This is a genomic window from Halomonas sp. ANAO-440, from assembly GCF_019915905.1.
GTDB classification, from domain to species: domain Bacteria; phylum Pseudomonadota; class Gammaproteobacteria; order Pseudomonadales; family Halomonadaceae; genus Halomonas; species Halomonas chromatireducens.
The window spans coordinates 46,116-66,159 of the sequence record NZ_JAHXBV010000011.1; the positions used below are offsets into that span (position 1 = coordinate 46,116).

The window sequence follows — 20,044 nt, forward strand, 5'->3', positions numbered from 1 at the left end:
GGTGGCTTAGCACCCCTTCTGACACCAGTGTGCCAACAGCCTGCCAACCGGTTGGTCACTCTTCTGTAGCGGCGTGGCCTGGGTCGTTGTCGTTTTTTCTCCGCTATAAAGCAACTCCCCGCTCCGGCTGCGTTCCAGCTGGCCGATGAACAGGCCCATTGCACCCTCTATCAAGTAGCGGCCAGGTTGGTCATAGTCTTTGATTGGCCCAAATGCGGCAAGATCGCCCGTGCCCAGATAGTCGAAGTGTTCACCTGGGGCAGGCGTGACCAGATAGCACGAACCTTGCCAGTTGGTACTGGCGAGAAAGCCCTCGGGTAGCGTGATGCGATTGGCGTTGGGGTCATGCCAGGGTGCTGGAGGTTGGCTACGCAGATAGAGTGGAGTGGGAAGCAGGTCGGCACTGTCATCTTCCAGCAGGCGGCGTAAGGGGCAGCCCAAGGCGTCGGCCAGGGCAACCAAGCGCTCGTGGCCGATCTGCTTGATGGCGCCGGACTCCCAATAGGAAATCGTCACATCAGAAACGCCGACTTTCCTTGCCAGTGCCGCCTTGTTGAGGCTCGCCTCTATCCGAAGCTGCTTGATGCGTGGGCCCAATGCGTGCATCTCTTGTTTCCTGCCAACGATGTAGAAAAGAAAGGGATAGTCAATGATCGGCATTAACTGTGCAAATTTGGCTGTTCAACGATAAAAAAACCTTCAGGAATCCCTCTGCAAGCAGCTTTAAAGAGCTGCTTGTCAAGCTTGTTTTGCGCTTGTACACAAGGGAGAGGGATGGGTCGGGCGGCGGGGGGCGGTAGATCATGCTTGCGACGAAGTGTCTTGATCTTGGGCCCTGTTTTCTGAAATGGATTCTCGGGTACGGCTGCCTGTGTCGAGGCAGGTGCGTATAATGACGTCATGCTCATCCCTCAATGGATAAGGAAGACATGACCGTACGTACTCGTATTGCGCCGTCGCCCACTGGTGATCCTCATGTGGGAACTGCCTACATCGCCCTGTTCAACCTTTGCTTCGCGCGTCAGCACGGCGGGCAATTCATTCTGCGCATCGAGGATACCGACCGTGTCCGCTCCACGGCAGAGTCGGAGCAAATGATTCTGGATTCGCTTCGGTGGCTGGGCCTTGAATGGGATGAGGGTCCCGATGTAGGTGGCCCCCATGGCCCGTACCGGCAGAGCGAGCGGGGAGACATCTATGCCGAATATGCACGTCAGTTGATCGACGCCGGTCACGCCTTCAAGTGCTACCGCACCAGCGAGGAACTGGATGACCTGCGTGAGGCTCGCAAGGCGGCCGGCATGCATCTGGCATTGAAGCCCGCCGACCTGGCGTTGCCCAGCGATGAGCAGGAGCGCCGCGAGCGAGAGGGGTGGCCCCATGTCGTACGCATGAAGGTCCCCACTACGGGTACCTGTCTGGTAGAAGACATGCTACGGGATACCATTGAGGTGGATTGGGCACAGGTCGATGCGCAGATCCTGCTCAAGTCCGACGGCATGCCCACCTATCACTTGGCCAACGTGGTCGACGACCACCTGATGGGCATCACCCATGTACTGCGCGGTGAGGAGTGGATCAACTCCGCACCGAAGCATCAGTTACTCTACGAATATTTCGGCTGGCAGATGCCGGTTCTGTGTCATATGCCGCTACTGCGCAATCCTGACAAGTCGAAACTTTCCAAGCGCAAGAACCCGACCTCGATCAATTACTATCGAAGGATGGGCTTCCTGCCCCAGGCCGTGACCAACTACCTGGGCCGGATGGGCTGGTCGATGCCCGACGAGCGTGAGAAATTCAGCCTTGACGAGATGATGACGCACTTCGATATCCAGCGAGTCTCGCTGGGCGGCCCGGTGTTTGATCTCGAGAAGCTGACCTGGCTCAACGGCCTTTATATTCGTGAGGACCTTGACGACAAGGCCTTCCTGAAGGCGTTGCTGGAATGGGCCTTCAACGAGGAGTACGTGGGGCAGATCCTGCCTCAGGTACGCACCCGGGTGGAAACCCTTTCTCAGGTAGCACCCCTGGCCGGCCATTTCTTCTCCGGCCTGCCCGAGATCGAGGAGGGCGATTTCGATAGCGTGAAGCTTGGACGGGAGGAGTTGGTCAAGCTGCTGCAATTCCTGGTCTGGCGCTTCGAGATCGCCCCGGCCTGGCACAAGGAGGTATTGCTCGGCGAGGTCAAGTCGCTGGCCGCGCATTTCGATCTCAAGATGAAGGACTTCCTGGCACCGGTATTCATCGCCATTACCGGTTCTGCGGCGAGCACCTCGGTCATGGATGCCATGGCCATACTGGGCTCCGACATGACCCGGGCGCGCTTGCGCCACGCCATCGAGGTGCTCGGCGGGGTCTCCAAGAAGCAGGCCAAGCGCTTCGAAAAGGAGTACCGAGAGCTTGCCTGAGACGGACCCCGGGAAATCGTCTTTATCTTGTTGACGAAGGCGAGGCTAATCAGTACCATACGCCTCGTCTTCACGAGATGCATGGGGCCTTAGCTCAGCTGGGAGAGCGCAACACTGGCAGTGTTGAGGTCAGCGGTTCGATCCCGCTAGGCTCCACCAAACATCATTTTGTGCGAGACATTGCGTCCCATTCGTCTAGTGGTCCAGGACACCGCCCTTTCACGGCGGGAACAGGGGTTCGAACCCCCTATGGGACGCCATTCTGCTCTGCAATCTATCTCCCCAAGGCGCCTGGTGCGTCTTTTTTTATTGCCGCGTCACGCTCAGGACGACGACGGCTTTCGCTTGCGTGTAAAAGGCATTGAACCGCCGGTTTTTCGCTATTTAGGGCTTGACTTGTCCACTCGTCCAAGTCACCCAGGAGTCCCCTGTGTGCAGTTTTGATCATCTCGCTGCATCCTTGATGTTTTCGATAAAATCCATGTATTTCAATAGCTTGTAATCGATCAAAAATTAACCAATCTAACAGCAGGCCTCTGTTCATGCCGATTCGATGGCGTTTTCTGACGGTTGTGAACAGGGTTATCCACAGAATGTGTGGAAAACGTTCCGACGTGCTGATGGACGGCGATTCGTGCCTCATGGGAGTGGCAAGTCAAGCACTGAATTGTCGTTTTTTTTCTGCTTGGCCGTTAGAGAGGGGCGAGGGCGTCACTGCAGGAGTGACGCCCGAGTTGAACCTCTAATCGCGGCCATGGCTGCGAAGACGGCGAAGCAGCGATGAAGTATCCCAGCGGCCGCCACCCATGGCTTGCACGTCGCCATAGAATTGGTCCACCAGTGCGGTCACCGGCAGACGGGCCTGGAGGCGGCGAGCCTGCTCGAGGCATATGCCTAGGTCCTTGCGCATCCAGTTCACCGCGAAACCGTGCTCATACTCGTCTGCAACCATGGTCTTGTGACGATTTTCCATCTGCCAGGAGCCGGCGGCACCCTTGGCGATCACATCGATGACCCGCTGCTGGTCCAGTCCGGCCTGCTCGGCGAAGTGCAGGCCCTCGGCAAGGCCTTGCACCAGGCCGGCGATGCAGATTTGATTGACCATCTTGGTCAATTGGCCGCTGCCGGCAGGGCCCATCAGAGCCACGGCACGGGCGTAATGGGCGAGAGTGGCCTCGACCCGGGAAAATTCGCGCTCTTCGCCGCCGCACATGATGGTCAGAGCGCCATTGATCGCGCCCTGCTGGCCGCCGGAAACCGGAGCATCGATGAAGCCGATGCCTTGCGCGTGACAGATGTTGGACAGCTCTTCGGCCAGATCGGAGGAAGCGGTGGTATGGTCGACCAGCAGGCTGCCGGCGGCCATGCCGTGCAGGGCGCCCTGTGAGCCGGTTGTAACCTGGCGAACGTCATCATCGTTACCCACGCAGACCAGTACCAGATCGGCCCCCTGGGCCGCTTCCTGAGGGGTTGTGTGGTGGCTGCCTCCATGTTCGGTGACCCAGGCCTCGGCTGTGGCGGTGGTTCGGTTGTAGACGCGTACCGTCAGGCCCTGCCTGGCGAGGTGGCCGGCCATGGGATAGCCCATGACGCCCAGGCCGATAAAGGCGACAGTCGAGATCGTCTGGTGCATTGATGATTCCTTCTCGTTGGTGGCGGAGGTATGCGTCCGCTCAGGTAAAGTCTCTGGGGGCAGTACGCGAAAGGCCGCCCGATGGGCGGCCTTGCGGTACCGAGCGGCCTTGGCCGCATCCTGCCGGGTAGTGACAGGATAGATTACTTGGCGGGGTAGTCGCGCTGCGGATGGCCAATATAGAGCTGGCGCGGGCGACCGATCTTGTAGTCTCCGGTGATCATCTCGTGCCAGTGGGAGATCCAGCCAATCGTGCGCGACACGGCGAAGATTACCGTGAACATGTTGGTCGGGATGCCCATCGCCTTGAGGATGATGCCGGAATAGAAGTCGACGTTGGGGTAGAGCTTGCGCTCGATGAAGTACTCGTCTTCCAGTGCAATTTGCTCCAGGCGCTTGGCGATCTTCAACTGGGGGTCGTCGGCCATGCCCAGTTCGCGCAACACTTCGTCGCAGGTCTCCTTCATGACCTTGGCGCGGGGGTCGAAGTTGCGATAGACGCGGTGGCCGAAGCCCATCAGGCGGAAGGGGTCATCCTTGTCCTTGGCCTTGTCGACAAAGCGCTGGATGTTTTCTTCGGAGTCGTCGCCGATCTCATCGAGCATGTTCAGGACAGCTTCGTTGGCGCCACCGTGAGCCGGCCCCCATAGCGCGGCAATGCCGGCGCTGATGCAGGCAAAAGGGTTGGCGCCGGTAGAGCCTGCCAGGCGCACCGTAGAGGTTGAGGCGTTCTGCTCATGGTCGGCGTGGAGCATGAAGATGCGATCCATTGCCTTGGCGAAAACCGGGTTGGTCTTGTACTCCTCGCAGGGGTTGCTGAACATCATGTAGAGGAAGTTCTCTGCGTAGTTCAGGTCATTGCGCGGATAGTTGAACGGCTGGCCGATGTTGTACTTGTAGGACATCGCCGCGATGGTCGGCATCTTTGCGATCAAGCGGATGGCGCTGATCTCGCGATCCTCGGCCTTGGTGATATCCATGTGATCATGGTAGAAGGCCGCCAGGCCGCCGACCACGCCGCACAGGATCGACATCGGGTGCGCGTCACGCCGGAAACCCTTGAAGAAGTTGTTGATCTGGTCGTGGACCATGGTGTGGTTGCTGATGCGCTTTTCGATATCGGCATATTGCGCATCGTTGGGCAGTTCGCCGAACAGCAGCAGGTAGCACATTTCGACGAAGTTGGACTCCTTGGCCAACTGCTCGATGGGGTATCCCCGATGCAGCAGCACCCCCTTGGCACCATCGATATAGGTAATGGCAGACTGGCACGAGGAGGTTGCCATGAAGCCGGGGTCGTAGGTAAACAGGCCTTCCGCGCCGAGGCCGCGCACATCAACCACATCAGGCCCCAAGGTGCCCGAGTAGATCGGCAGTTCGACCGGGTTATCCAGTCCGTCTACCGTCAGTGTCGCTTTCCTGTCAGCCATGCTGGCCTCCTCTCGAAGTCGAATTGAAACGTTAAGTCATTATTTCGCAAACAGTGTTTTCTTATGTTGGGCCGCGAAAAAGGTTCGCCCACTATAGAAGCGTTCCCGGGATTGTCAATTAACCTTAAGCAACTGCCTAGCTATACAGATATCTTGATCTGTATAAGAAAATGTACAATAATTGATGCTATGCACCATGGATGCTGCATGCGTCGGTCAGTTGGGGCGTCGCTGGCTGGGCCGTCATGAGCAACGGGCTTGAACCATGGTCGAGTTCGGTGGGTGTTCATTTGTCACTAGGGGTTCATATCCCTATAATCCACTGCGCGCGACTGGCAGGTACTCGTTGTCATGCCCGTCCCGGCAGCGGCGAGCCCCCTACCTCAAACCACCGCCCGCATTCCAGCCAAAGTCCGTTCGGCACAGGAGCGAGCCAAGAGAGTGTGTATAGAGCCGTGAATAGCAAACGACCCGTCAACCTCGACCTCACCACGATAGAGTTTCCACTTCCCGCCTTGACGTCGATCGCCCACCGTATCACTGGCGTCATTCTTTTCATCGGACTGATCTTCGCCTTCTGGGCCCTCGACAGGTCTCTGTCGTCCCCGGCCGGCTTCGCTGCCGTCAGTGATGCCCTGGCCAACAATATTCTGGCGAAATTGGTGGCCTGGGGTCTGCTGTCGGCCTTGGCCTTCCATTTTGTCGCCGGCATCAAGCATATGCTGATGGATGCCGATATCGGCGTGACCCTGGAGGGGGGCGTCAAGAAGGCACAGGCCACCGTGGTCATCAGTGCCGTCCTGATCATTCTGGCGGGAGTCTGGGTATGGTAACCAACATCACCAATCTGGGTCGGAGTGGCCTGTCCGACTGGCTGATCCAGCGCGTGTCGGCGGTCATCCTGGCACTCTATACGCTGTTTATCGTCGCCTACCTGCTGTTCAATCCGGGACTCGACTACTACACCTGGAGCGGCCTGTTCGCCCAGACCTGGATGCGCATCTTTTCACTGCTGGCCTTTATCTCTCTTGCCGCTCACGCCTGGGTGGGTCTGTGGACAGTGACCACGGATTACATGAAGTCGACCGGTGCTCGTGTCGGCACCCAGCTCGTCATCATCCTGGCCATCTTCGTGTTCCTGGTCTGGGGCATTCTAGTTTTGTGGGGAGCCTGAATACATGTCAACCATGCGTAGTCTGACATTCGACGCCATCATCATCGGCGGCGGCGGCGCCGGCATGCGTGCCGCTCTCGAGCTGGCCAAGTCCGGCAAGAAGACCGCCGTGCTATCCAAGGTCTTCCCGACGCGTTCACACACAGTGTCTGCCCAGGGTGGTATCACCTGTGCCATTGCCTCCGCCGACCCCAATGATGATTGGCGCTGGCACATGTACGACACGGTCAAGGGCGGTGACTACATCACCGATCAGGACGCCGCCGAATACATGTGCTCCGAAGGCCCCAAGGCGGTATTCGAGCTTGAGCACATGGGCCTGCCGTTCTCGCGCTTCGAGAATGGACGCATCTATCAGCGCCCCTTCGGCGGACAGTCCAAGAATTTCGGCGAGGGTGGCCAGGCGGCGCGTACCTGCGCTGCGGCCGACCGCACCGGTCATGCTCTGCTGCACACCTTGTATCAGAATAATCTGAAGAACAACACGACCTTTCTCAATGAATGGTTTGCGGTCGATCTGGTCAAGAATGCCGATGGCGACGTGGTGGGCTGTATCGCCATGTGCATCGAGACCGGGGAAGTGGTGCACGTCAAGTCCAAGGCCACCGTGCTGGCCACCGGCGGCGCCGGGCGTATCTACGCCTCCACCACCAACGCCCTGATCAATACCGGCGATGGCATCGGCATGGCGCTGCGTGCCGGCTTCCCCATGCAGGACATGGAGATGTGGCAGTTCCACCCCACCGGCATCTATGGTGCCGGGGTGCTGGTCACCGAAGGCTGTCGCGGCGAGGGTGGCTATCTGGTCAACAAGGACGGCGAGCGCTTCATGGAGCGCTATGCGCCCAACGCCAAGGACCTCGCCGGCCGTGACGTGGTTGCCCGCTCCATGGTCATGGAGATCCTCGAGGGCCGTGGTTGCGGCGAGAATGGCGATCACGTCTATCTCAAGCTGGATCACCTCGGCGAAGAGGTGCTCAACAAGCGCCTGCCCGGCATCAGCGAACTCTCCAAGATCTTCGCCCATGCCGATCCGACCAAGGCACCGATTCCGGTGGTGCCGACCTGCCACTACATGATGGGCGGGATCCCCACCAACGTTCATGGCCAGGCGATCATGCAGGACGCCGACGGCAACGACCAGATCGTGGGCGGTCTGTTTGCTTGTGGCGAAGCGGCCTGCGTTTCGGTACATGGTGCCAACCGCCTGGGCGGCAACTCACTGCTCGATCTGGTGGTGTTCGGCCGCGCGGCCGGCATGTTCATCGAGAGTGCGCTCAATGAAGGCATCGAGTACCTCGATGCCAGCGAGTCCGATATCGACAGTGCCATGAAGCGCATCAATCGCTGGAACGAGTCCAGCGGGGGCGAGTCGGTCGCCGACCTCAAGGTCGAGCTGCAGAGCATCATGCAGAATGCCTTCGGCGTATTCCGCCAGGAAGACAACATGCAGGAGGGCGTCAAGAAGCTTGCCGACCTGCGTGGCCGCATTGCTGAAGCGCACCTCGTCGACAAGTCCGGCGCCTTCAATACGGCTCGCATCGAGGCCCTTGAGCTCGATAACCTGATGGAAGTGGCAGAAGCTACCGCGATTGCGGCCCTGGAGCGCAAGGAGAGCCGTGGTGCACACTCTCGCTACGACTATCCGGACCGCGACGATGTCAACTGGCTGAAGCACTCCATGTACTTCCCGCTCGAGAAGAAGGTCGGTAAGCGCGACGTCAACTTCAAGCCGAAGACCGTTGACACCTTCGAGCCCAAAATCCGTACCTATTAAGGGGGAGTCACGATGTCCATGCTTCAGGTATCCATTTACCGCTACAATCCGGAAACCGACTCCGCGCCTTACATGCAGGAGTACCAGGTGGACACTCAGGGCCGCGACCTTATGGTCCTGAACATTCTGGAGATGCTCAAGGCCGAAGACACCACCTTGGCCTATCGCCGCAGCTGCCGCGAAGGCGTGTGCGGCTCCGACGGCATGAACATGAACGGCAAGAACGGCCTGGCCTGTATCACTTCACTTTCCGAGGTGGTCAAGAACAACAAGCTGGTGCTGCGACCGCTGCCGGGCCTGCCCGTGGTGCGTGACCTGGCGGTCGACATGGGGCTGTTCTACAAGCAGTACGAGCGCATCCAGCCCTACCTGCAGAATGACGAGCCGGCGCCCGCCATCGAGCGCCTGCAGTCGCCGGAAGAGCGCGACAAGCTCGATGGGCTCTACGAGTGCATCCTGTGCGCCTGCTGTTCGACCTCCTGCCCGTCGTTCTGGTGGAACCCGGACAAGTTCGTCGGACCGGCGGGGCTGCTGCAGTCGTACCGTTTCCTGGCCGACTCGCGGGATACCGCCACCCAGGCACGCCTCGCCGAACTGCAGGATCCGTTCAGCGTATTTCGTTGCCGCGGCATCATGAACTGTGTGGCGGTGTGCCCCAAGGGGCTCAACCCGACACGTGCCATTGGCAAGATCCGTGACATGCTGCTTGCGAATGCCACTTAAAACGTGGCCCAGGGCTTGCTATCATGGTTGCCGGAATCTGGCCGCGGCGAGTTGTCGCGGTCGCTCCCGTGCAGCAGGTCAAGAGCCGGTGCCATAGGTACCGGCTCTTGACCATGAAATTCAAGGATTCCGGCCTGGCGGCCGGAGCCGCCGGATAAGGAAGACGCCCTTCCGGCAGGGCACCAGCCAAGCCGTCACGGCTGGCCCGTGACGGCGCCGACAACACCCCATCAGTGTAGGGTGACCGAGAGATGCAACAAGGCATAATGGAGTTGATGTGGAACAGCTCCCACGTGAGCGGCAGCAACGTTCACTATGTGGAAGCGCTCTACGAGCAATACCTCGCCGACCCAGGTTCCGTCCCCGAAGAGTGGCGAACCTACTTCGACCAGCTGCCCAGCGTGGAAGGCGGCTCTACCCACGACGTTCCCCTCAGTCCCGTGCGTCATCAGTTCGAGCAACTGGGGCGTGCACGCCGAACGACGACGGCCGCCGCGGATAGCGGAGAGAGCAAGAAGCAGGTCAAGGTCCTTCAGTTGATCAACGCCTACCGCTTCCGGGGTCACCAGAAGGCCGATATCGACCCGCTCGACCTGCGTAGCCCGGTACCGGTACCCGACCTGGACCTCTCCTTTCATCAGCTTTCCAAGGACGACCTGGATACCGAGTTCCAGACCGGTTCTTTCTTTTTGGGGATCGACAAGGCACCGCTGCGTGAGATCGTCGAGGCGTTGGAGCAGACCTACTGCCGCTCCATCGGCTGCGAGGTCATGCATATCGTCGACACCGAGGAGAAGCGTTGGCTGCAGCAGCGTTTCGAGTCGGTGCGTTCGTCACCCAAGTTCAGCGACGACGTGCGCAAGCACCTGCTGGAGCGGCTCACCGCTGCCGAGGGGTTGGAGAACTACCTGGCATCCAAGTATCCGGGCACCAAGCGCTTTGGCCTGGAAGGTGGCGAGTCCTTCATTCCGATGATGGACGAGCTCATCCAGCGAGGCGGTGGTTACGGTGTCAAGGAGGTGGTCATCGGCATGGCCCACCGCGGACGCCTCAATCTGCTGGTCAATATACTCGGCAAGAATCCCTCCGAGCTTATCGACGAGTTCGACGGCAAGAAGCTGATCGAGCGAGGCTCCGGTGACGTCAAGTACCATCAGGGCTTCAGCTCCAATGTGATGACGCCGGGCGGTGAAGTCCATCTGGCGCTGGCCTTCAACCCCTCCCACCTGGAGATCGTCTCTCCAGTGGTCGAGGGCTCCGTGCGGGCGCGTCAGGATCGTCGCGACGACCTGGAAGGCACCAAGGTCCTGCCGATCAACATCCATGGTGACGCGGCCTTCGCCGGCCAGGGCGTGGTCATGGAGACGTTCCAGATGTCCCAGACTCGCGCCTACAAGACCGGCGGCACGGTTCATATCGTCATCAACAACCAGGTCGGTTTCACCACGTCGCATCCGCAGGATACCCGCTCCACCGAGTACTGCACCGACATCGCCAAGATGGTCCAGGCGCCGATCTTTCACGTCAACGGCGACGACCCGGATGCCGTGTTGCATGCGACACAGGTGGCACTGGACTACCGTCAGCAGTTCAAGAAGGACGTGGTCATCGACCTGGTCTGCTATCGTCGTCGCGGCCACAACGAGGCCGATGAGCCTTCCGGCACCCAGCCGATGATGTATCGCAAGATCAAGGAGCATCCCTCGTCGCGCACGCTCTACGCTCAGCGCCTGGTAGAGCAGGGCGTGCTCTCCGAGGACGATGCCAAGGCAATGATCGAGACCTATCGCGAAGATCTCATGGCTGGCAACCATGTGGCCAACGCCTTGGTGCAGGAGCCCAACACCTCGCTTTTCGTCGATTGGCAGCCGTACCTGGGGCATGAGTGGTCCGGGTATGCGGAAACTGGCGTCGAGATGAAGCGCCTTCAGCGTCTAGCTGGCAAGATGTGCGAGATTCCCGACGGCGTCGAGGTGCAGCGCCAGGTGGCCAAGATTTACGAAGACCGCCGCAAGATGCAGGCCGGCGGTTTGGGCCTCAACTGGGGCTTTGCCGAAACCCTGGCTTACGCCACGCTGCTCGATGAAGGGCACCCGGTGCGCATCACCGGTCAGGACGTGGGCCGCGGTACCTTCTCCCACCGCCATGCGGTAGTGCATAACCAGAAGGATGGCAGCGTCCATGTGCCGCTGCAGCACATGGGCGACGGCCAGCCGCGCTTCACCATCCATGATTCCTTCCTCTCCGAGGAGGCCGTGCTGGCGTTCGAGTACGGGTATGCGACAACAGCGCCTAATCACCTGGTGATCTGGGAAGCGCAGTTCGGTGACTTCTTCAACGGCGCCCAGGTGGTGGTCGATCAGTTCATCTCCTCCGGCGAGACCAAGTGGGGACGCCTGTGTGGCTTGACCATGCTGCTGCCCCACGGCTATGAGGGGCAGGGGCCGGAACACTCATCCGCGCGGCTCGAGCGCTTCCTGCAGATGTGTGCCGAGCACAACATGCAGGTCTGTGTGCCCACCACGCCGGCACAGATATTCCATCTGCTGCGTCGCCAGGTGATCCGCAAGCTGAGAAAGCCCCTGGTGGTGATGACCCCCAAGAGCCTGCTGAGGCACAAGGAAGCCGTTTCCAGCCTGGACGACCTGGCCAACGGCCACTTCCATATGGTGCTGCCGGATCAGGGCAGTCTCGATGCCGGTCAGGTCAAGCGCGTCATCATGTGTGCCGGTAAGGTCTACTACGACCTGGCGGCCTGGCGTGAAGAGAACGAGCGCAACGATACGGCAATCCTGCGTATCGAGCAGCTCTACCCCTTCCCCAAGGAGGAACTCTTCGAGGCGCTCAAGGATTACGTCAACCTCGAGTCGGTGGTGTGGTGTCAGGAAGAGCCGCTCAACCAGGGGGCCTGGTACTCGAGCCAGCACCATATGCGGGCAGTCGCTGACATGCTCAACAACGGCCTGGGCGGAGAACTGAAGTTTGCCGGTCGCCCGGCTTCGGCGGCACCCGCCGCGGGCTACATGTCCGTGCATACAGAACAGCAGCGCCAGTTGGTGGAAGACGCCTTCAACGTCTAAGTAACACCACCGGGACGAGAGAGAACATACAAGGGAAACGACATGGCTACCGAGATCAAAGCGCCCACCTTTCCGGAATCCGTTGCCGAAGGCAGCGTGGCTGCCTGGCACAAGAAGCCCGGAGACAGCGTTGAGCGCGATGAACTGATCGTCGAGATTGAAACGGACAAAGTGGTCCTTGAAGTCCTTGCCCCCGAGGCGGGCACGTTAAGTGAGGTCATGGCCGAAGAGGGCGATACCGTCCAGTCCGAGCAGGTGCTCGGCAGGATCGGTGAAGGCAAGGCATCGGGTGGCGAAAAAGGCGGAAACAAGAGCGAGAAAAAAGCCGACGCCAAGGCCGACAAGGATGATGCCGCCAAGAGCGATGCGAAGGCGGAAAAGCCGGCCGGTGGTGGCAAGCAGCACCAGGTAAAGGCACCCACCTTCCCCGAGTCGATTCAGGAAGGCACCGTGGCCACCTGGCACAAGCAGGTTGGCGAGGCGGTCAAGCGCGATGACGTTCTGGCCGATATCGAGACCGACAAGGTGGTGCTCGAGGTAGTGGCACCTGCGGACGGCACGCTTGCTGAAATCAAGGCTGAAGAGGGCAGTCAGGTCGAGTCCGAGGCCGTGCTGGCAATCTTCACTGAAGGGGCGGCTGGTCCCGCAACAGCAGCTGACAAGACGCCGGCAGCTTCCGCCGATGACGGTGCCGGCGACGAAAAGGTGGGAGACAAGATTCTCGCGCCTGCGGCTCGCAAGATGGTTGCCGAGCACGACCTTGACGTCAGCAAGATCGACGGCACTGGCAAGGGTGGGCGTATTCTCAAGGAGGACGTGCAGCGCGCTGTCAATGAGGGCAGTGCCAAAAAGGCCGCGAAGCCGGCTGCCGCACCCAAGCAGGCCACTGCCGCGCCAGCCGTCGAAGGCGAGCGTCCCGAGAAGCGGGTGCCGATGAGCCGCCTGCGCAAGACCATTGCCAAGCGTCTGGTCGAGGCACAGCAGACCGCCGCCATGCTGACCACCTACAACGAGGTGGACATGGGGGCGGTAATGAGCCTGCGGGCCCAGTACAAGGACACCTTCATCAAGACCCACGATGTCAAGCTTGGCTTCATGGGCTTCTTCGTCAAGGCGGCTTCCGAGGCGCTCAAGCGCTTTCCGGACGTCAATGCCTCCATTGATGGTAATGACATCGTCTACCACGGCTATCAGGACATCGGCGTCGCGGTCTCCACCGACCGCGGCCTGGTGGTGCCGGTGCTGCGCGACACCGACAGCATGAAGATTGCCGATGTCGAAAAGGGCATCGTCGACTTCGGCAAGCGTGCGCGTGACGGCAAGCTCGGCATCGACGAGATGCAGGGCGGTACCTTCACCATCACCAACGGCGGGATCTTCGGCTCGCTGATGTCGACGCCGATCATCAATCCGCCGCAGACCGCCATCCTGGGTATGCACAAGATTCAGGAACGTCCCATGGCAGTGAATGGCAAGGTGGAAATTCGTCCGATGATGTATCTGGCCGTCTCCTATGATCACCGCATGATCGATGGAAAGGACGCGGTACAGTTCCTGGTTACCATCAAGGAACTGCTCGAAGATCCGGCTCGCCTGCTGCTGGATGTCTGAGCGACGCCCGATTCAACGGACTCAAACGCGAACCGATCAAGGAAAACCACATGGCCGATAAATTTGATGTGATCGTCATTGGTGCGGGCCCCGGGGGCTACGTGGCCGCCATCCGCGCCGCACAGCTGGGGCTGAAGACTGCCTGCGTCGAGAAGTGGATCGGCAAGGAAGGCAAGGTCGTATTCGGCGGTACCTGCCTTAACGTGGGCTGCATTCCCTCCAAGGCGCTGCTTGAGGCTTCCCACAAGTTCGTCGAAGCCAAGCACGACTTCGCCGACATGGGCATTCAGGCCGGTGACGTCAGCATGGACGTCAAGAAGATGATGGCCCGTAAGGATACGATCGTGAAGAACCTCACCGGCGGTATCGCCGGGCTGTTCAAGGCCAACGGCGTGACCGGTATCGAGGGCACCGGCAAGGTTGTCGGTGCGAAGCAGGTTGAGGTCACCGATCAGGATGGCAAGGCCACCACCTACGAGGCCGACAATATCGTCATCGCCGCCGGCTCGGTACCGGTCGAGATACCCCCGACTCCGCTGACCGAGGGCCTGATCGTCGACTCCACCGGCGCACTGGAGTTCCAGGAAGTGCCGAAGCGCCTGGGCGTGATCGGAGCCGGTGTCATCGGCCTGGAACTGGGCAGCGTCTGGAGCCGCCTGGGCAGTGAAGTGACGGTACTCGAGGCCATGGACAGCTTCCTGCCGATGGTGGATAGCGCCATCGCCAAGGAGACCCAGAAGCTGCTCAAGAAGCAGGGCCTGGACATCAAGCTGGGGGCGCGCGTCACCGGCTCCGAGGTCAAGGGCCAGGAGGTCGTCGTCAAGTACACCGACTCCGACGGCGAGCAGGAAATGACCTTCGACAAGCTGATCGTCTGTGTCGGTCGTCGCCCCTATACCCGGGGCGTGGTGGCGGACGGTGTCGGCGTTGGCCTGGACGAGCGTGGCTTCATCCATGTGGACGACCAGTGCCGTACCAGTGTGCCTGGCGTCTATGCCATCGGCGATTGCGTGCGTGGACAGATGCTGGCCCACAAGGCCTCCGAAGAGGGAATCATGGTTGCCGATATCATCGCCGGTCACAAGGCTGAGATGAACTACGACGCCATTCCCTGCGTTATCTATACCTTCCCTGAGGTGGCCTGGGTCGGCATGACTGAGCAGGATGCCAAGGCCAAGGGCATCGAGGTCAAGACCGGTTCCTTCCCGTTTGCCGCGAGCGGCCGTGCCATGGCCAATAACGCGACGGAAGGTCAGGCCAAGATCATTGCCGATGCCGAGACCGATAGGATCCTGGGCATGCATATCGTTGGCCAGCATGCGGGCGAGATGATCGCTCAGGGCGTGATCGCCCTGGAGTTCGGCTCCAGCGCCGAGGATCTGGCGCTGACCTGCTACGCTCACCCGACCATGTCGGAAGCCGTGCATGAAGCCGCGCTGGCGGTGGAAGGGCATGCCATCCATATGGCCAATCGCAAGAAGCGCAAGTAAGCCAGCTCGCGCACAGCTCAATAACAACACGGATTAGGCAACAACTAGCGTCACCCACGCGGGTGGCGCGTCGTACCCGGCCATGTATCGGGTACGAACGGGGGCAACCCGGGATAGATCGCATTCGGCGGTATTCCGCGGTTGCCGTTCGAGTCACATGCAACCAATGGCATGAATCGATGAACCTTCACGAGTATCAAGGCAAGCAGCTGTTTGCCGACTATGGTCTTCCGGTATCCAAGGGCTTTGCAGTCGACACCCCCGAGGAAGCGGCGGAAGCGTGCAAGAAGATCGGCGGCGAGATGTGGGTCGTCAAGGCTCAGGTCCACGCAGGCGGCCGCGGCAAGGCCGGCGGTGTCAAGCTGATCAAGAGCCCGGAGGAGGCCAAGGCCTTCGCCGAGAAGTGGCTGGGCAAGAACCTGGTTACCTTCCAGACCGACGAGAAGGGACAGCCGGTCGCCAAAATTCTGGTTGAGACCTGCACCGATATCGCCGATGAGCTTTATCTGGGGGCGGTTGTCGACCGTACTACCCGCCGAGTGGTCTTCATGGCCTCCACCGAGGGCGGTGTAGAAATCGAGAAAGTGGCAGAAGAAACGCCCGAGAAGATTCTCAAAGTCGAGATTGACCCGCTGGTCGGTGCGCAGCCGTACCAGGCGCGTGAACTGGCCTTTGCCCTGGGCCTCAAGGGCGATCAGGTCAAGCAGTTCACCAAGATCTTCCTGGGCCTCTCGCGCCTGTTCCACGAAAAGGACTTGGCGCTGCTCGAGATCAACCCGCTGGTGATCACCGACGAAGGCAACCTGCACTGCCTGGACGCCAAGCTCGGCCTGGACAGCAACGCGCTGTATCGTCATCCGGACCTGCAGGCCATGCGCGACCCTTCCCAGGAAGACGAGCGTGAAGCCGAAGCCGCTGCCTGGGACCTCAACTACGTGGCCCTGGAAGGCAACATCGGTTGCATGGTCAACGGCGCCGGTCTGGCCATGGGCACCATGGACATCATCAAGCTCAGTGGTGGCCAGCCAGCGAACTTCCTCGACGTGGGCGGCGGTGCCACCAAGGAGCGCGTGGCGGAAGCCTTCAAGCTCATTCTCTCCGACGACTCCGTGAAGGCTGTTCTGGTGAACATCTTCGGCGGTATCGTGCGTTGCGACATGATCGCCGAGGGCATCATCGGTGCCGTAGAGCAGGTCGGTGTCAACGTGCCGGTGGTGGTGCGCCTGGAAGGTAACAACGCCGAGCTGGGTGCCGAGAAGCTGGCTTCCAGCGGTCTGAACATCATCGCTGCTACCAGCCTGACTGACGCGGCACAGCAGGTCGTCAACGCGGCGGAGGGCAAGTAATGAGTATCCTGATCGACAAGAACACCAAGGTCATCTGCCAGGGCTTCACCGGTGGCCAGGGGACCTTCCACTCCGAGCAGGCGCTTGCCTATGGCACCAAGATGGTCGGCGGCGTGACACCGGGCAAGGGCGGCCAGGAGCACCTGGGCCTGCCGGTGTTCAATACCGTCAAGGAGGCGGTCGAGAAGACCGGCGCCGAGGCCAGCGTGATCTATGTGCCGGCCCCGTTCTGCAAGGACTCGATCCTGGAAGCCGCCAATGCCGGCATCAAGCTGATCGTCTGCATCACCGAGGGCATCCCTACGCTCGACATGCTCGATGTCAAGGTGAAGTGCGACGAACTGGGCGTGCGGCTGATCGGCCCCAACTGCCCCGGCGTGATCACCCCGGGCGAGTGCAAGATCGGCATCATGCCGGGTCATATTCACCAGCCCGGTCGCGTCGGCATCGTCTCGCGCTCCGGCACCCTGACCTATGAAGCCGTCAAGCAGACCACCGATCACGGCTTCGGCCAGTCCACCTGTGTGGGCATCGGTGGCGACCCGATTCCGGGCTCCAACTTCATCGACATCCTCGAGCTGTTCGAGAAGGATCCGAAGACGGAAGCCATCGTGATGATCGGCGAGATCGGCGGCACCGCCGAGGAAGAGGCGGCAGCCTATATCAAGGCCAACGTCTCCAAGCCGGTGGTATCCTACATTGCCGGCGTCACCGCGCCTCCGGGCAAGCGCATGGGCCATGCCGGTGCCATCATCTCCGGCGGCAAGGGTACTGCGGATGAGAAGTTCGCCGCCCTGGAAGACGCCGGCGTGCGCACCGTGCGTTCCCTGGCCGAGATCGGCGATGCGCTGAAGGAAGTGACTGGCTGGTAAGCCTCGCTTTCATCAGACGTGTAAAGGGCGCCTTCGGGCGCCTTTTTTCGTTTGAAGGAATCTGGCGTCAGAGCTTGCGTTGAGACAAGTCGTCCAGATGAACTGGTTACCAGTGGAGGGTGAGCGTAGAGTTCATTGGGCGGATAAGCTCCTCGTTCTGTACGGGGTGCGTCTTCACGGAGTGAGTCGCAGATGACGAATCACCATGGTCCGCCCAAGGGCCTCAAGGCCGCAACACCTGGCTGGAAGCTGGACTGCCAGCGGGGATTGATGGCCTTCGCGGGCTGGTGGCTGGCTGCGCTCCTGGTCAGCGGGCTGCTCCCGTCGATGTCGGATAATTTGCCGATTTCTCCGCTGTGGGTGGCCAATTCACTGGCCTATGGAACAGTTCTGGCTATTGGGGTCAAGCCAGTCCCTTATTTTACCATGGCAGCCCTGACCTGGAATCTGGCACGCGGCGATACCCATCTTGAAGTACTCGTAGGTACCGCTGCCTTCGTGTTGTTGATGTTTTTTGTGGTGGTATTTTCCAGTTTGTTAGGACGGTATGTCGAGCGTGATCGGGCTCGGCGCCTGTTGCGCGTGCCCATCATTGCCTTAATGAGCGCTACGCTCTTTACCTTCGTTGGGGTCTGGCAGTTTTCCAATGGCCGACCAGCGCCGGAACTGATTATTGGCCTGTGGCTTTCCGAGGCGACGTCGGTATTGCTCTTCACTCCTTTGGCGAGGCAGTGGCTTCGTCATGGGGTTCAGACCTGGGCGCTGCCCGAAGTGAAGTCACGTCAATTGCCGATGATGTTGGCCTGGTCTGCTTTGGCAATTGCAGTGCTTGTGTTGATCTCGGCTATGGAAAACATGCCATGGGTACTCTCCAGTTGGCTTCCCTACTTGGCGCTGGTGATGCCGATCCTGGCCGTCTATCTGTTGCCGGTAGGGTTGCCTCGCCTGGTGGCACCATTGTTCATGCTGGCCTGGACGTTAGTGAACCTCAACCTGTACACAGATGCAGCAGGCGTATTGGATGAAACTGCCATGCTGCAGGGTCAGATGATCCTGTTCACGGCCGCGCTGGTTGGATTTCTTTCTATCGAGGCCGTTCACTCCTATCACCGGGCCAATCGGCGCCTGCAGCAGGCCAGTCGCCAGGATGGCCTGACAGGACTCAACAATGATCTCGGCATGACGGAGTCATTGGCGGGACGGAAGGTCGATGAACCTCATGCGTTGATCGGCATTCAGGTGCCGGACATAGATGATCTCGCCACGCTCATAGGGCTGGATGAGGTGCATGCCCTCGAGTGTTGCATTGCCGAGACATTGCGGGAAACGGTACCCACAGGATGTGTGGCATCAGCGCGTCTGCAGCCCGGTCTGTTTGCCCTGCTGGTGCCTATGAACGCGGCTCCTGCGACGGTCGCCCATGACCTGCGCGACGCCTTGCACAGTGCGGATCAGGATGGGGGGCTTAGTGTGGCACGGCTCGAGCTGCGAGTAGTCCTTGTGGAGAGTATCGAGAGCCACGATGCCCGACACCTGACTTCAATCTTGTTGATGGCTAGCGCCAGGGCGGCAACTCGGAAGGGAGAGCACTTTTATCACCATCATGGTGAGCCGGAACAACTGATCGAAGCCCATCGGGATGCCCTGTACCTGGTCGGCTATCTCCGCGATGCCTTGGCCGGTGAGACGCGCAGTGGAAGCTTTGAAATCTTCGCACAGCCAATCCTCGATCTCCGGCAGCCAGAAGTGATTCGTGCTGAAATGCTGCTGCGTTGGCGCCATGCCGATGGACGACTGCTTGGAGCGGGGGACTTTCTACCTATCGCCGAGCGTTTTGGTTTGATGCCTCGCCTAGATGCCTGGGTGCTGTCAAAGGTGCTGTCGATACTCAGCACGCACCCGGGTGGTGAAAGGCTTGATGAGGTGGCCATCAATATTTCCGGGGACACCCTGGCCGGCGCCGATCTGGTTAGTTTGCTGAGCGAGTGTCTGGCCCGCTACGGTTGGCCTTCGGATCGCCTCTGCCTTGAAATCACAGAGTCCATGGTGATTCACGATGTTCAGGTGGCGCGCGAGAATGTCAGGCAGCTGCACACGCTGGGAGTCTGCCTGGCCATTGATGATTTCGGTACGGGGCATGCCAGCTTTTCTTATCTTCAGGATTTTCCTGTCCAGAAATTGAAGATAGACGGCCGATTCACCAAGGGTATCGTGCAGCGGGGTATCGATCGGGAAATCGTGCGGTCCACGTGCGCCATCGCCGATTACCTTGGGGCGAGAGTGGTCGCCGAATTTATTGAAACCTCTGATCAGATGGAGGTGTTGTCGCAGCTTGGTGTCCACTGTTTCCAAGGCTATGGCATCTGCCGTCCCATCCCGTTGGAAGTGTATTTGGAAGGGTTACAGCAAGGTCGCAGCATGATAGGAATGGAATTCGCCCAGGCACAGCAGCAGTGCCAGTCCCCGGGCGGTTAAGCCTAGGGTGGTTTTCATGACG

The 20,044-nt window shown here is 60.0% G+C and carries 14 protein-coding genes and 2 tRNA genes; 13 read left to right on the forward strand and 3 right to left on the reverse strand.

Translation table 11 applies throughout. From position 1 onward, the window contains the following. Positions 1 to 6: 6 nt before the first annotated feature. The gene (locus KZO25_RS20000) at positions 7 to 660 is read right to left on the reverse strand and encodes a helix-turn-helix domain-containing protein (protein WP_410505387.1); all 654 of its coding nucleotides are present in this window, start codon (positions 658 to 660) and stop codon (positions 7 to 9) included. A gap of 269 nt (positions 661 to 929) precedes the next feature. On the opposite strand from KZO25_RS20000, the gene gltX reads away from it, so the two are divergent. The 3 genes from gltX (at position 930) to KZO25_RS09575 (ending at position 2,671) form a co-directional block, all read left to right on the forward strand. Further along, positions 930 to 2,411, forward strand: a complete 1,482-nt coding sequence (gltX, locus tag KZO25_RS09565; protein WP_066450562.1) for a glutamate--tRNA ligase — start codon at positions 930 to 932, stop codon at positions 2,409 to 2,411. Positions 2,412 to 2,494: 83 nt separating this feature from the next. After that, a tRNA-Ala gene (locus tag KZO25_RS09570) sits at positions 2,495 to 2,570 on the forward strand. 25 nt (positions 2,571 to 2,595) lie between these two features. Then, positions 2,596 to 2,671, forward strand: a tRNA-Glu gene (locus KZO25_RS09575). A 482-nt stretch (positions 2,672 to 3,153) separates the two neighbouring features. On the opposite strand, the gene KZO25_RS09580 is transcribed toward KZO25_RS09575, so the two are convergent. Both KZO25_RS09580 and gltA read right to left on the reverse strand, forming a co-directional pair. Next, positions 3,154 to 4,044 (reverse strand): NAD(P)-dependent oxidoreductase, encoded by an 891-nt coding sequence (locus KZO25_RS09580; RefSeq protein WP_223136783.1) that lies wholly within the window; start codon positions 4,042 to 4,044, stop codon positions 3,154 to 3,156. Between the two features lie 143 nt (positions 4,045 to 4,187). After that, positions 4,188 to 5,474 carry a citrate synthase gene (gene gltA / locus KZO25_RS09585; RefSeq protein ID WP_223136784.1) on the reverse strand — a complete coding sequence of 429 codons (1,287 nt, stop codon included), beginning with the start codon at positions 5,472 to 5,474 and terminating at the stop codon, positions 4,188 to 4,190. Positions 5,475 to 5,929: 455 nt separating this feature from the next. Here gltA and sdhC point away from each other — a divergent pair, with 455 nt between their 5' ends. The 10 genes from sdhC (at position 5,930) to KZO25_RS09635 (ending at position 20,022) form a co-directional block, all read left to right on the forward strand. Beyond that, complete coding sequence (gene sdhC, locus KZO25_RS09590; protein WP_201025332.1) at positions 5,930 to 6,307, forward strand: succinate dehydrogenase, cytochrome b556 subunit; 378 nt, start codon at positions 5,930 to 5,932, stop codon at positions 6,305 to 6,307. Further along, on the forward strand, positions 6,301 to 6,648 hold the full coding sequence (gene sdhD, locus KZO25_RS09595) for a succinate dehydrogenase, hydrophobic membrane anchor protein (protein ID WP_223136785.1): 348 nt from the start codon (positions 6,301 to 6,303) through the stop codon (positions 6,646 to 6,648). Before sdhC ends, sdhD begins: the two co-directional genes overlap by 7 nt. 4 nt (positions 6,649 to 6,652) lie before the next feature. Beyond that, on the forward strand, positions 6,653 to 8,425 hold the full coding sequence (gene sdhA, locus KZO25_RS09600; protein ID WP_223136786.1) for a succinate dehydrogenase flavoprotein subunit: 1,773 nt from the start codon (positions 6,653 to 6,655) through the stop codon (positions 8,423 to 8,425). Positions 8,426 to 8,437: 12 nt separating this feature from the next. After that, positions 8,438 to 9,148, forward strand: coding sequence for a succinate dehydrogenase iron-sulfur subunit (locus tag KZO25_RS09605; RefSeq protein WP_066450558.1), 711 nt, complete (start codon positions 8,438 to 8,440; stop codon positions 9,146 to 9,148). A 251-nt stretch (positions 9,149 to 9,399) separates the two neighbouring features. After that, the gene (locus tag KZO25_RS09610) at positions 9,400 to 12,228 is read left to right on the forward strand and encodes a 2-oxoglutarate dehydrogenase E1 component (RefSeq protein ID WP_223136787.1); all 2,829 of its coding nucleotides are present in this window, start codon (positions 9,400 to 9,402) and stop codon (positions 12,226 to 12,228) included. A 42-nt stretch (positions 12,229 to 12,270) separates the two neighbouring features. Further along, positions 12,271 to 13,839, forward strand: a complete 1,569-nt coding sequence (odhB, locus tag KZO25_RS09615) for a 2-oxoglutarate dehydrogenase complex dihydrolipoyllysine-residue succinyltransferase (protein WP_066450552.1) — start codon at positions 12,271 to 12,273, stop codon at positions 13,837 to 13,839. Between the two features lie 50 nt (positions 13,840 to 13,889). Further along, on the forward strand, positions 13,890 to 15,329 hold the full coding sequence (gene lpdA, locus KZO25_RS09620) for a dihydrolipoyl dehydrogenase (RefSeq protein ID WP_066450548.1): 1,440 nt from the start codon (positions 13,890 to 13,892) through the stop codon (positions 15,327 to 15,329). A gap of 179 nt (positions 15,330 to 15,508) precedes the next feature. Further along, positions 15,509 to 16,675: an ADP-forming succinate--CoA ligase subunit beta gene (gene sucC, locus KZO25_RS09625; protein ID WP_066450541.1), complete on the forward strand. Its 1,167-nt coding sequence runs from the start codon at positions 15,509 to 15,511 to the stop codon at positions 16,673 to 16,675. Further along, positions 16,675 to 17,547 (forward strand): succinate--CoA ligase subunit alpha, encoded by an 873-nt coding sequence (gene sucD, locus KZO25_RS09630; RefSeq protein WP_066450539.1) that lies wholly within the window; start codon positions 16,675 to 16,677, stop codon positions 17,545 to 17,547. The genes sucC and sucD overlap by 1 nt, the downstream gene beginning before the upstream one ends. Before the next feature lie 192 nt (positions 17,548 to 17,739). After that, a complete protein-coding gene (locus KZO25_RS09635) occupies positions 17,740 to 20,022 on the forward strand; it encodes an EAL domain-containing protein (RefSeq protein WP_223136788.1) in 2,283 nt (760 codons plus the stop codon). The last annotated feature ends 22 nt before the right edge of the window (positions 20,023 to 20,044 follow it).